This window comes from Variovorax sp. NFACC27 (assembly GCF_048301545.1).
Classification (GTDB): Bacteria; Pseudomonadota; Gammaproteobacteria; order Burkholderiales; family Burkholderiaceae_C; genus Variovorax; species Variovorax gossypii.
In genome coordinates, this window is sequence record NZ_CP157613.1 from 3,909,985 (window position 1) to 3,922,291 (window position 12,307).

Here is a 12,307-nt window from a genome sequence, read left to right on the forward strand (position 1 = left end):
CTCGCGACGGTTTCGCCTCACGCGGCGATGCTGCGCTGCAGTTCCTCTTCGAGGCGCTGCAGGATCACGTTGCGGTCCAGCTCGGCTTCGGCGAAGCGCCGGCCGATCGCTCCCATCAGCTCGCGCGTGGCGGGCGACATCGAGAGCTGTTCGATGGCATCGGCCAGCGCGGCGGGGTCGCCGGGCTCGACCACCACGCCGCGGCCCCACACGGCCTCGCTGAGCGCGGTGCCGGCGTGCGCGGTCACGATCACGGCGCGGCCGCTGGCGAGCATGCCGCCGAGCTTCGATGGCATGACCAGGTCGGCCGCGTCGGCGCGCTGCGGCAGCACGTGGATGTCGGCCATGCCCAGCAGCTCGTTGAGCCGCTCGGCCGGCTGCAGGTCGAGAAAGTGCGCGTTGCCCAGCCGCACGCAGGCATCCATCAGCGAGGCGCGGCTCGGCCCGTTGCCGCAGAACACGAAATGGATGTCGTGCGAGCACACCAGCAGCCGCGCTGCATCGGCCAGCAGTTCGATGCCCTGCTTGCTGCCCAGGCTGCCGGCATAGAGCACCACCACCGCCTCGGCCGGGATGCCCAGTTCGGCCCGATAGCCCTGCGCGAATGCGCCCGTGGCCAGCGCGGGGCGCTCGACGGGGCGTATGGCTTCCACGTCGACCCAGTTCGGGAACAGCACCAGCCTGGACTCGTCCACGCCTTTCTCCCGGGCCTTGGCGAGCATCGTGGACGAAATGGTCGAGACGCGGTCGAACTTGCGCATCAGCCAGCGCTCGGCCGCCAGCGCGAAGCGGCGCACCCGTTCGCCGCGCACCCAGCCCAGGCCGAAGGCGGCGTCCACCTCGTAGTCCTGGATGTGCAGCCACGAACTGGCGCGCAGCAGCTTCGCCAGGCACAGCGCGGCCGGTGCGCAGGAGACGGGCGGCTCCACCACGAACACCACGTCGGGCCGCCAGCGCAGCTGCGCCAGCAGCAGCGGAATGCTCGACAGCGTGAAGGACAGCAGGTGCCCGATCCGCCCCAGTGCGCGCGGCTTCCGTGGCACCCAGGTGGGCGCGCGCCAGACCTTGACGCCGTTCCAGTCGTCCTTGCGGTAGGCCCATGCCGAGTAGCCCTCGGACACGGCCCATTGCGGAAAGAAGGGCGGCGACGCGATCACCCGCACCTCGTGCCCGCGCGCCTGCAGCCATTCGGCCATCTCGCCCGAGTACTTGCCGATGCCGGCCAGCTCGGGCGCGAAGTTCATCGAATAGACGAGGATCTTCATGACGCCCATCCCCGCGCCAGCAGGCGCAAGATGGGGAAGAAGCCGAAGTGCAGGCGCATGCGCGTCTCGCACAGCACGAAGTCGGTCACGCAGGCAATGAAGAAGACGTAGTGCGGCTTGCCCGGAAAGAGCACCGCCACCGCGCCGTAGGACGCCAGCCGCAGCGCCACTTCGAGCAGCGCCCACCGGCCGAGCGAGCCCATCGAGGTCTTCAGCGACAGCACCATCTCGTGGTGGATCGTGTAGGTGCGCAGCAGGAAGTACGGCGCGATGCACAGGAAGATGGAGCGCGCCTCGTTGCCCAGCTTGAGCAGCGGCGCCGCGGCCGTGATGAGGGCCGCCAGCCCGACGAAGAGCGCGCAGCCCAGCAGGAAGGAGTGCTTCGCCAGGCGCAGCTTCGCCGCCGTGAAGTTGCCGGCCTCGGTCTCCAGCATGGCCGGCGTCTTCGTGAAGAGGAAGGACTGCACGAACTGCGACGGCGCCTCCGCCAGCAGGAAGGCGAGCTTGAAGGCGCCCACGTAGCTCAGCGGCATGAAGTACGCCACGATGAGCAGGTCCGACTTGCGCAGCAGGAACATGAGCAGCGAATACACCGTCGCGCTAGCCTGCGAGCCTAGTTGCAGCGCGGCACGGCCGATGGGCGGCGCGGCACCGTTGGCCGGCAGCCCCACCGCCAGGCACACCATCACGACGGCGATCAGGTTGATGAGCAGCAGGTGCGCCACGCCGAGATCGAAGCGCACCGCCACGCACAGGCTCACGCCCGCGACCAGGACGGTCGCGCGGATGCCGGCCTCCAGGTTGAGCAGCCCCGCGTGCCCGAGGCCGCGGCTGAAGGAGAGGCGCAGGCTGTTGAAGGCGAACACGGCCAGCGTCGCCACCAGGATGGCGAAGGGCGCGTCGCCCACGGGCATGCGCTGCACCGTGAGGATCACCGTCACCAGCACCGTGGCCAGCGGCAGGCCGATGGCCAGCGTGCGCACCACGTCGCCGCGCGTCACGCCCGGCGGCACCGTGGCCGCGTGGCGCGAGAAGAGCAGCGAGCTGCCCAGCGTGCCGACCACCAGCGCCACCTCCATGACCGACTGGTAGATCGAGTACTCGCCGAAGCGCGCAGGCGGGATGCTCGCCGCCATCAGGAAGATGGCCAGGAAGCCCGACAGGTACACATAGAGCCGCGAGGCGAGCGCGCCCAGCCCGGACAGCCAGGCCATGCGCGCGCCGGGCGGCGTGAGTGGCAGGCTGAAGTGCTTCATGGCGCGGGCTCGCTTCTCGTTCGGCTATTTGCCGGCCGGCACGCGGTGCACGCGGCGGGTGTCGATCACCCGGCGCGCGAATGCGCCGGCGCGGAAGGCGTTGTTCTTCGCGCGGCGCGCCATCTGCAGCGCGTAGGTGACGGCCGCCACGGTGAGCATGTGGCCGCGCAGCGCATAGGGCATGGCCATCTTGGCGCTGCCCTGGAAGTGCAGCGCCACCACGCGCGTCATGTCGCCGGTGGTGCTCGTCAGCCAGGCCTTGCCTTCGCGCCAGGCGATGCGCTTGGCGCCGCCCAGCACCTTGAACTCCCCGCGGTGCAGGTTGTGCATGCCGTTGATGTTGTGGTCGACGACCGTGCCGTCGAGCACCCGGTTGATCGGGTCGTCGTTGCCCGTGGCGTGTGCCCAGAGGTACAGCAGCGTCATGTCGGACACGCCGCCGCGCACGCCCCGCGCGGCGAAGCGCGCCGCGATCTCGCGCAGCTTCCTGCGACCCGAGGGTGTGGAGTAGCTGTCGAGCACGTAGGCCACGAAGCGGCGCAGGCCGTTCGAGGTCCAGTAGCTCACGTGCGGCGAGATCTGGCAGGGATTCCAGCCGTCGGCCGACTGCATGCGCGAGCCCGAGAAATCGGCCTTGCCCGCGAGCCGCCTGATGTGGGCCCCCGCGCCCTGGAAGAGCAGCACGTCGCTGTCGACCAGCACGAAATCTTGCACTTCCGGGTGGGATTCCAGAAACCGCGCTAGGAGAAAGTAGCGGCGGAAGCAGATCTTCTCGAATTCCGGAGGATTGCTCGACAGGTGCACGTACGAGCGGCAGAAGCGCTCGTAGGCCGGGCCCGCGTCGGTGTCCGACAGCACGAAGAGTAACTCGCCGGCCAGCTCCGCCGACTCGCGGCACAGCGCGAGGGTCTTGTTCTGGCGGTCTTCGACGACGATGAAGGGCAAGGAAGATTTCATGGCGCTTGATGAAGGGTTGGCGGGATGTGACAGCGATTCGTTGATGCGGACTTCAGGGCTTGCTGCGCGCCGTGACGCTCTTCATGAGCGCCACGTGCGCGGGAAGAAAACGCCCCGTGGCGTCGATGGGCATGTCCAGTGTGAAGAGCCCGTTCGCGGCGGCGGCCTCCGAGATCCAGTCGCGCAGCTGCGCGGCGGTGAAGCGCGCCGGCGTCTCGCGGCCCCACGAGGCGCCGAGCGGCGTCAGCACATGGAAGGTCAGCTCCGACGGCGGGCTGGTCAGGTGCGCGGGCGGCTGCATGTATTCGCCGGCCATCAGGTTCTGGCAGGGTGCCGACTTGGCGCTGAAGCGCTCCGCGCCTTCGCCCGCGTTGAAGGCCAGCAGCCGGCTGGCCGCCCCGGTGCGCGCCGCGCCGCAGAGCATTTCCCAACCGGCGGGCGTGATGCCCCTGGTGTTGTAGGTGCCGTCGAACCACCAGCCGCTGGCGAGCACGCCGTAGCGTTCCGACCAGTCGCGGATCACGCTCGACCATGCGGCGATGAAGCGGGCGGGCGGCGGCTCCTGCTCCGACACGTCGCCCAGGCAATCCATCAGCGCGCGGTCGCCCTGCGGCGCGCGGAACGGCAGGTACAGGATCAGCGTGATGCCCCGGCTGCGCAGCGCCCGGCCGATCTCCAGCGGAAGATCGCGCGGCGGGCGGTTGGCGGCGCTGGACGGGCAGAGCACTTCGAGCGCGGCATTGGGCGCGATGTACTGGCCGTTGTTCTGCCCGAGCGTCAGGATCAGGTGCGAGGCGCGCATTTCCGCCAGCGAAGACGCGAAGGCCTCCACGTCGAAGCGCTTGATCTCGCCGATCGACTGCTTGTCGGGCAGGTAGTGCACCATCACGCCGAAGCCCGGCACCGGAAGGGTCGAGGGCTGGGCATGGCCTGCCAGCGGCAGTGCCGCCAGCAATGGCAGCGCCGCGAGAAGGCGGACGGCGGAAAGCAGGCGCCCCGTCATGACATGGCCCCCGCGAGCGACAGCGCGCCGCGCTTGAGCATGAGATAGCGCCCCGCGACGTTGGCGGGCGCGCAGGTGGCGGCATGCGCCCACGCCGGGCGCGCGTGCTCGTGGTGCGCGAGATACCGGGCGAGCGGCTGCGGATCGCCGTCGTCGGCGCCCACGAAGAAGGCGTAGTCGGTGAAGAGCTCGCGATGCACCGGGATGTCCGACAGCAGCAGCGGCACGCCCAGCGTCGCCGCCTCGGCCGCCGAGAGATTGAAACCCTCGAAGGTGGACAGCGAGATGAACGCGGTCGCGCCCTGGTACAGCCGCAGCAGCTCGTCGCGCGACACCAGTCCCCGGTGCCGCACGCAGCAGCGCACCTCCGGCGCGAGCACGGACACCATGCGCCCGACCGCGTCCGCGCCGTTGCCCGTGATGTCGAGGTAGTCGACCAGGCCGGCGGTCTTCATGCGCTCGAAGAGGGCGAGGATGCCGTCGAAGTTCTTGTGCGGGTAGTAGTGGTAGGCCGCGATGAGGTAGCGCTCGCCGGCGGCGGTGGCGGCCGGGGCCGCGGCGGGCCGGGGCGCATCGACCGGATTGAAGATCACCGTCGAGTGTCCGCAGCGGCCGAAGTGGCGCTCGAAGTCCCGCTGGCTGCTGCGGCTGATGAAGACCACGTCCGCGGCACTGCGCGCGGCGCGCCACAGGTTCCAGTCCAGGAACAGGCGCTTGCCGCGCCCGAAGTACTGGGGATAGGCCTTGTACTGCAGGTCGTGGACGACGACGATCGAGTCGCGGTGCCGGCCCAGCGGCGTGAGCGGCAGGTAGTAGTTGGGGAAGACCGAGAACAGCTGCTCGCCCGTGAGCAGCACGCGCAGGCGATGGAAGTTGTAGAGCAGCGTGTCGAGCACGAAGCGGCTGATCTTCAGGCGCTGCGCCAGCGCGAAGAGGCGCGGATGCCGCTCGCTCACCGGCTCGACCCGGTCCTCCGGCGACAGGCGCATGTGACGCAGAAGCACCTCCGACACGTTGAGCACGCCGCCGGCCGCCTTGTTGAAGCGGATGGTGTCGTAGTAGAGGAACGTGGCCATGTTTCTTTTCTTTCCTTGCGGGCTCTTCAGGCGCCCGGCAGGCCGTGCCGCAGGGTGCGCGCGGGCACGCGGCGCGCTCGGGAGCTGAGTGCGCCTGCGATGGCGGCGGCGATCAGGCCCGAGACCATGAAAGGCCCCCAGCCCAGGATCGGCCCGCGCATGAACGGCACGTAGGCGGCCAGCAGCACCAGCGCCGCCAGGTAGGTGCTCGACACCGGGCGGTTCGGATCGACGGCGCGGTCGACCGCCCGGAACGCGGCCGAGATCGCGAAGCCGAAGAGCGCGGGCCCGGCCAGTCCGAAGTCGAAGTAGGCGGTGGTGAAGGGCGGCAGCGACAGGTTGCTCTGCGAGAAGTTGCCGAGGATGGCCGACCAGCCGAGCGGGTCGAAGTCGGGAAACATCTTCAGGTCGCGCGGCAGGAAGAACGAGAACGCCGACAGCAGGTAGCGGCCCCAGCCGAGGTCCGGGATGGGCGCGCGCTCCAGGATGCCGGCCACCACGAACATGGCGTCGAAGTCCTGGCTGAAGGGAAAGGTCCGCAGCTCCTCTCCCCACATGCTGCCGCGCGAGATCAGGTTCAGCATCGGCCCAAGGCCTGCGATGGCGCCGAAGATCGTGCCCGCGAGCAGCCAGCGCCGGCCGCGCCCCAGTGCATGGATGAGCAGTGGCAGCAGTCCGATCAGCAAAACCTGCCGCGCCGTGTTCACCGGATTGGCCGCCGCCAGCGCCAGCGCGAAGGCCATGCCCGCTGCGCACCAGGACCACAGCGTCCTGCGGCGCGCCGCATGGATGGCCAGCGCCACGAAGCACAGCAGAACCACCAGCTTGGGCAGCGTGGAATAGAAGATGAAGTCGATCGGCACGTTGTCCTCGCCGCCCACGCCCACGATGCCGCGCGCCACGAAGTTGAGCTCGGGCTTGATGAACAGCGAGGCGAAGGCCGCGAGCGAGCAGCTCAGCAGCAGGAGCAGCGGGTGGGCCACGCCGACCAGCTGCTTGTCGTGGCGCCCCGGTTGGTGAACGGGCCCGTCGGGAACGCCCAGCCGCGCCGCCTCCACGCCCGCCATGTACAGCACCAGCAGCGTCAGCGCCAGCGTGTGCGACTCCGTGCGCATGACGCCCGCGTCCCAGAACTCCAGGTCGTGCGAGATCTGCATCGCCGGCGCGATCGAGAAGTAGGTGAGGATCGCCGTGTAGTGGATCAGCAGGAACACGCTGCCGCCGGAGCCGCCCAGCATCGCCAGCTGGACCAGCGACAGCACCGCCACCGCCGCGTAGCCCCAGGCCGGATCGACCAGGCCGCAAAGCATGGCGCAGACGATGCCGGACCAGAAGGAGAGGGGGCGCATGGCGGGTCTGCCGTGGGTGGCTGTTTCAGGCGTGGGCGTGTGCCTGGACCGGCTCGGTTTCCTCTACCGGGCGGATCGCCTCCTGGTAGTCGGCGTAGGTGCGGCGCAGCCCTTCGGCCAGCGGCACCGTTGCATGCCAGCCGAGGCTGTTGGCGCGCGAGACGTCCAGCAGCTTCCGGGGAGCACCGTCGGGCTGGGCGAGGTCGTAGCGGATGGTGCCGGTGTAGCCCACCACGTCGCGGATCAACTCTGTGAGCTCGGCGATGGACACGTCCTCGCCGGTACCGAGGTTGATGTGGCCGCGCATCGCATCGGTCTGGCGGTCGTACTCGGCGCGCGACAGGTTCATTACCGCGAGGCAGCCTTCGACCATGTCGTCGACATACAGGAACTCGCGCCGCGCGCGGCCGCTGCCCCAGATCAGCACGCTCGGGGAATTGCTGATCTTGGCCAGGTGGAAGCGCTGGATCAGCGCTGGCACCACATGGCTGTTCTCGATGTGATAGTTGTCGCCCGGACCGTACAGGTTGGTCGGCATCACGCTGCGGTAGTCGATGCCGTGCGTGGCGCCGTACTGGCGGTTGTAGCTCTCGCACAGCTTGAGCCCGGCGATCTTGGCGATGGCATAGGGCTCGTTGGTGGGCTCTAGTTTGCCGTTGAGAAGGTATTCCTCTCGGATCGGCTGCTCGGCCATGCGCGGGTAGATGCAGCTGGAACCGAGGAACAGCAACCGCTTCACGCCAGAGACGAAGGCCTGGTGCGTCACGTTGGTGGCGATGGCCAGGTTCTCGTAGATGAACTGCGCCGGATAGGTCATGTTGGCGTGGATGCCGCCGACCCTGGCCGCCGCCAGGTAGACCTGGTCGATCTGCTCCGTCGCGAAGAAGCGGGCCACGGCTGCCTGGTCGAGAAGATCGAGTTCGGCATGGGTTCGCGTCACCACGTCGTGACCCAGTTCGCGCAGGCGCCGTGCCGTCGCCTGACCCACCATGCCGCGATGACCTGCAACAAAGATTCGCATATGAGCTTTCGGTGAAGTGGTTGATGTGGTTGAGTCGTCGGAAAAGAGGGGAGCAGGTATTGGGGCCCCGGCTAGCGCGACCCGCGCGCACCGGTCACCACCCCGAAGGTCTTCAGCAGGATCACGAAGTCCCGCCACAGCGACAGGTGGGCCACGTACTCCGCGTCCATCGCGGCGCGGCGGCGGTAGCTGATCTCGTTGCGGCCGCTGATCTGCCACAGGCCGGTGATGCCCGGGCGCACGGCGCAGTAGTGGCCCCAGTAGTCGCCGTACAGCTCCTTCTGCGCGAACATGCAGGGGCGCGGGCCGACCATGCTCATGTCGCCCTTGAGCACGTTCCAGAACTGCGGAAACTCGTCGATGCTGTACTTGCGCAGGAAGGCGCCGAAACGGGTGATGCGCGGGTCGTGCTCCAGCTTCTGGTAGACGGCCCACTCGCGCCGCGCGGCCTCGTTCTGGCGCAGGTGGCGCGCCAGCACGGCGTCGGCGTCGGCCACCATCGAGCGGAACTTGTAGAACTTGAAGACGCGGCCGTTGCGGCCGTAGCGCGGCTGCATGTAGATGGCCGGGCCGCCCGAGGTGTAGAGCACGCCCAGCCAGATCAGCAGGTAGGCCCAGCCGAAGAAGACGAAGAACGAGCCGGCCATCAGGATGTCGGCCGCGCGCTTGGCGCGGCGCAGCCAGGGCGCGCCGCCCATCGGCATGTACGGGGCCGTGTTGGCGGCGGCGCCGATGCCCGAGTTGCCGGGGCCCCGCCCCGTTCCCGTGGAAGAGGTGGATCGCAGCGTGTTCATGATTCGGCGTGCTCCGGCAGGATTCGCTTGGGCATGACGGTGTCGGCCGTGTCCAGCGCGAATGGAGGATCGCGGCGCGCCACCGGGGCGTAGCCGTAGTAGCCGTAGCCGTAGCTGCGGTTGCGCCGGCGAGAGGTGTCGACCGCGTTGAACACCACGCCGTGGAAGGCCGCGCCCACGTGGGCCAGGCGCTTGGTGCTTTCCAGCAGCTCGCCCATCTCGCTGTTGTCGGCACGGGCCACCAGCAGCAGGGTGCCCATGCTCGGTGCCATCGCGGCGGTCTCGGAGGCCAGCAGCGTGGGAGGCGCGTCGACCACCACCACGTCGTAGCGCGTCGAGAGCGTCGACAGCGCATGCGCGAAGGCGTCGCTGGTCATAAGGCCGGCCGGGTCCGGGTGCAGCGTGCCCGCGGACATCACGTCCAGGTAGGGCAGCACGTGGTGGTGGATGGCCTGCTCCAGCGGCACGCCGCCGGCGATGGCGTCGGACAGCCCGTCCTTGCGCTGCAGTCCGAACTCCTCGCTCAGGCTGCCGCGGCGCAGGTCGGCGTCGATCAGCAGCACGCGCTTGCCGGATGCCGCCAGCAGCGTCGCGAAGTTCGACGACACGAAGGTCTTGCCCGCGCCGGCCGTGGCGCTGGAGATCAGCACGCGGTTGTTGGGCGCGCCCATCATCACGAACTTCAGCGCGGTGCGCAGCCGCCGCAGGCCCTCGAGCGCCGGGTCTTCCACGTGCAGCGCCGCCAGCACCTTGATGCCGGGCTTGCCGTCGCGCACGGCGCGGTCGAGCACGCGCTGCTGCGTGCTCAGCGGAATGGTGGTGTACACGTTCAGCCCGATGACGGCCTCGATGGATTCGGGGTTGCCGATGGAGCGCTTCAGGTTCTTGCGCGCCATCGCCGCCGCGCCGCCTGCGAACAGACCACCGGCCAGCGCCAGCGCGACCACGATCAGCGCCTTCGGCCGTACCGGCTTCTCGGCCACCAGCGCCTGGTCGAGCACGCGCACGTTGGCCACCTTGCCTTCCTTGGCCAGCCGCATCTGCAGCGAGCTGTTCAGCAGCGTCGCGTAGAGCTCGGTGTTGACCTTGATGTCGCGCTGCATGCGCAGGGCGTTCTGCTGCAGCATCGGCATGCGGCGGATGCGGCCGTCGACGGTGCCCAGCTCTCTCTTGAGCGAGGCGATCTGCGCGTCCAGCGTCTTCACCATCGGGTGCTCGGAGGTGAAGCGGCCCACCAGGTCCAGCCGCTTCTGCTTCGCGTCGAACAGCTTGGCCTGCAGGTCCACGTTCTGCGACAGCGCATTGCGGGCTTCGTCGTCCAGGTTGACGGTGCCGTTCTGGTTGCGGTACTGGTTGTAGGCGTCCTCGGACTGCTCCAGCTGCTGCTTGAACTTCGGCAGCTCGGTGCCCAGGAAGGCCAGGCCGCGCTCGGCCTGCACCGTCTTCTGGTCGATGTTCTGCCGCACGTACAGGCCCGCGATCTCGTTGAGCACGGCCGCGAGCTGGTTGCGGTTGCCCGACTGGAGGCTGACGTCCATCACGCCCGACTGCTTGCCTCTCTCGACCACGCGCAGGTCCTTCTGCAGACCCAGCAGCGTGAGCTGCTTCGAGTGGCGCACCAGCTCGAAGGCGCCGCCGGGGCGGGCGTCGATCGAGCCCACCAGCAGGTGCAGCGAGCCGCCGGGCACGGTGGCGTCCAGCGGCACGCCGACCTTGCCGTGCAGCGGGGACTCGATGGCCGGGTTGGTCAGCGCGTAGTTGCCGTCGGCGCCGGCGACCAGCGTGAACTTCTTGCCCTCGAGCGCCTGGGGCACGTCCATCCGTGCGACGGCGATGCTCTCGGTGCCCGAGACGTAGTTGCCGTAGCCGAAGATGCCGGGAGAGGAAAGCTGGCTCGAATGCCGCGAGAGGAACTCGCCCACCACCGGGATGTAGCGCGGCTTCGCGTCGATGTAGAGCAGGGTGTTCTCCATCGCCTGGCCCAGCACCATGCGCGAGCGCAGGATCTCGGTCTCGCCGGCGGTCGGCGTCTTCACGTTGATGCCGCCGCCTCCGTTGGCATCGCCGGGAAAGTTGCCGCCCGAGCGGTCCGGGTCCTCGACCTGGATCAGGATGTTGGCCTCGTAGACGCGGGTGCCGAACAGCGCATAGCCCACGCCGGCCAGCAGCGCCAGCGCGGCGATGCCGGCAATCAGCCAGCGGCTGTCGATCAGGATGTCGAGGTACTCGTGGAACCGGGATTCCCGGGTCCAGGCGGTGGTTTCGAGCACCGTCACGGGAGCCGCCGCGGGGGCGGGAAGCGTAGGTTGCCAGCGCGCGTTCATGTGTGTCACCTCTTGCTGTTGCTTTCCTGGTCCGGATACGCGGGTGCCTAGCGGCGGGCGGTGTCGCGGGCGAGGTTGACGACCTGGGCGGCCGGCAGGATCAGGCTGAACACGCGGCTCCAGCTCACCAGCGGCACGCGGTCCACGTAGACCACGTCGCGCGGCTGCAGCTCGAAGCGGTCGGCCAGCGCGAGCGCCACCGGGTTCTTCGCGTTGAGGGCGAAGACCTGCTGCACGTCGAGGTTGTCGGGCGCGTTGCGCACCACATAGATCTGGCCGGGGTCGGAGGTCGCCAGGTCGGGGCCGCCCGCGTCGCCCAGCGCCTCGTTCAGGCTCAGCCGGCCGTTGTTGCGCATCTGCAGCGCGGAAGGTGCCCGCACTTCGCCCATCACGTAGACCCGGCTGTCCTCGCGGGTGCCGACGTTCACCACGTCGCCGTTGCGCAGCGGGATGCCGTTGCCGTCCACGCCCAGCGACTGCAGCATCGGCAGGTTGATCTCCGTGGAGACGCCGCCGCGCGTCAGCGTGATGCGCGCGCGGTCACCGGCCTGGGTGAAGCTGCCGGCGCGGCTGATGGCCTCCGACAGCGTCATCGGCACGTCGGTGAAGATCTGCAGGCCCGGCGTGCGCACCTCGCCCTGCACGTAGGCGCGCTGGCTGCGGAACGACTGGATGCGCACCGTCACCTGCGGGTCCTTGATGAAGGCCTTGATGCGCCGCGCGATCAGCTCCGAGGCGCCGCTCTCGGTCAGGCCCTGCACCTTGGTGCGCCCGATGTAGGGAAAGAAGATCTCGCCCTTGGCGTCGACGATGAAGCCGGGCGCCACCGTCACGCCGGTCGGGTCGGACTGCTGCGCGATCACCGCGCCGGCGTTCGGCAGCAGCTCCGGATGGTCGTACACGATGATGCCGACCACGTCCCCCGGCCCGATGGTGTAGACCGGCGCCGTCGCGAAGAGGCGCTTGATGTTCTCCGGCGGGCCCTTGGGCTTCTGCGCGAGCTGCGTGCGGATCAGGTCGGGCGTGATCGGGATGATCTTTCCGCTGTCCGCCGAGGCCGTGCTGTCGCCGTTGGTCTTGCCGTAGCCGAGCGGCCCTACCGTGCCGAAGCCCGGCGCGCAGCCCGACAGCGCCACCAGTCCGAGCGACAGCAGCAGGGCCAGGCCGAGCCATCGCAGGCGGGACTCGGCCTCCGTCCGGGACAGGACTGCGAGAGGGCGCGTTCCGCGTGATTGCGTCGCTGGATCGTGGCGTTGCATGGT

General features: G+C 69.1%; 10 protein-coding genes. All 10 read right to left on the reverse strand.

The annotated features are described in order from the left end of the window. Positions 1-17 precede the first annotated feature (17 nt). Positions 18-1,265, reverse strand: a complete 1,248-nt coding sequence (locus ABL840_RS18380; RefSeq protein WP_093195195.1) for a glycosyltransferase WbuB — start codon at positions 1,263-1,265, stop codon at positions 18-20. Continuing rightward, positions 1,262-2,521, reverse strand: a complete 1,260-nt coding sequence (locus ABL840_RS18385; protein WP_093307122.1) for a polysaccharide biosynthesis protein — start codon at positions 2,519-2,521, stop codon at positions 1,262-1,264. The genes ABL840_RS18380 and ABL840_RS18385 overlap by 4 nt, the downstream gene beginning before the upstream one ends. A gap of 24 nt (positions 2,522-2,545) precedes the next feature. Further along, on the reverse strand, positions 2,546-3,478 hold the full coding sequence (locus ABL840_RS18390) for a hypothetical protein (protein ID WP_093307123.1): 933 nt from the start codon (positions 3,476-3,478) through the stop codon (positions 2,546-2,548). Between the two features lie 52 nt (positions 3,479-3,530). Beyond that, entirely contained in the window at positions 3,531-4,481 is a 951-nt protein-coding gene (locus ABL840_RS18395; RefSeq protein WP_093307124.1) for a hypothetical protein, read from the reverse strand. Next, positions 4,478-5,557: a glycosyltransferase gene (locus ABL840_RS18400; RefSeq protein ID WP_093307125.1), complete on the reverse strand. Its 1,080-nt coding sequence runs from the start codon at positions 5,555-5,557 to the stop codon at positions 4,478-4,480. Before ABL840_RS18400 ends, ABL840_RS18395 begins: the two co-directional genes overlap by 4 nt. 26 nt (positions 5,558-5,583) lie before the next feature. After that, positions 5,584-6,906 (reverse strand): hypothetical protein, encoded by a 1,323-nt coding sequence (locus tag ABL840_RS18405; RefSeq protein WP_093307126.1) that lies wholly within the window; start codon positions 6,904-6,906, stop codon positions 5,584-5,586. Between the two features lie 25 nt (positions 6,907-6,931). Then, entirely contained in the window at positions 6,932-7,927 is a 996-nt protein-coding gene (locus ABL840_RS18410; protein ID WP_093195189.1) for a GDP-L-fucose synthase family protein, read from the reverse strand. Between the two features lie 71 nt (positions 7,928-7,998). Continuing rightward, entirely contained in the window at positions 7,999-8,721 is a 723-nt protein-coding gene (locus tag ABL840_RS18415) for a sugar transferase (RefSeq protein ID WP_093195188.1), read from the reverse strand. After that, on the reverse strand, positions 8,718-11,045 hold the full coding sequence (locus tag ABL840_RS18420) for a polysaccharide biosynthesis tyrosine autokinase (protein ID WP_093307127.1): 2,328 nt from the start codon (positions 11,043-11,045) through the stop codon (positions 8,718-8,720). The genes ABL840_RS18415 and ABL840_RS18420 overlap by 4 nt, the downstream gene beginning before the upstream one ends. 47 nt (positions 11,046-11,092) lie before the next feature. Then, positions 11,093-12,304: a polysaccharide biosynthesis/export family protein gene (locus ABL840_RS18425; RefSeq protein WP_093307128.1), complete on the reverse strand. Its 1,212-nt coding sequence runs from the start codon at positions 12,302-12,304 to the stop codon at positions 11,093-11,095. Positions 12,305-12,307: the final 3 nt, after the last annotated feature.

Bases quoted from the DNA above. Each gene is read 5' to 3' on its own strand.
- ABL840_RS18380 (WP_093195195.1), bottom strand. From the start codon at position 1,265: ATGAAGATCCTCGTCTATTCGATGAACTTCGCGCCCGAGCTGGCCGGC.
- ABL840_RS18385 (WP_093307122.1), bottom strand. From the start codon at position 2,521: ATGAAGCACTTCAGCCTGCCACTCACGCCGCCCGGCGCGCGCATGGCC.
- ABL840_RS18390 (WP_093307123.1), bottom strand. From the start codon at position 3,478: ATGAAATCTTCCTTGCCCTTCATCGTCGTCGAAGACCGCCAGAACAAG.
- ABL840_RS18395 (WP_093307124.1), bottom strand. From the start codon at position 4,481: ATGACGGGGCGCCTGCTTTCCGCCGTCCGCCTTCTCGCGGCGCTGCCA.
- ABL840_RS18400 (WP_093307125.1), bottom strand. From the start codon at position 5,557: ATGGCCACGTTCCTCTACTACGACACCATCCGCTTCAACAAGGCGGCC.
- ABL840_RS18405 (WP_093307126.1), bottom strand. From the start codon at position 6,906: ATGCGCCCCCTCTCCTTCTGGTCCGGCATCGTCTGCGCCATGCTTTGC.
- ABL840_RS18410 (WP_093195189.1), bottom strand. From the start codon at position 7,927: ATGCGAATCTTTGTTGCAGGTCATCGCGGCATGGTGGGTCAGGCGACG.
- ABL840_RS18415 (WP_093195188.1), bottom strand. From the start codon at position 8,721: ATGAACACGCTGCGATCCACCTCTTCCACGGGAACGGGGCGGGGCCCC.
- ABL840_RS18420 (WP_093307127.1), bottom strand. From the start codon at position 11,045: ATGAACGCGCGCTGGCAACCTACGCTTCCCGCCCCCGCGGCGGCTCCC.
- ABL840_RS18425 (WP_093307128.1), bottom strand. From the start codon at position 12,304: ATGCAACGCCACGATCCAGCGACGCAATCACGCGGAACGCGCCCTCTC.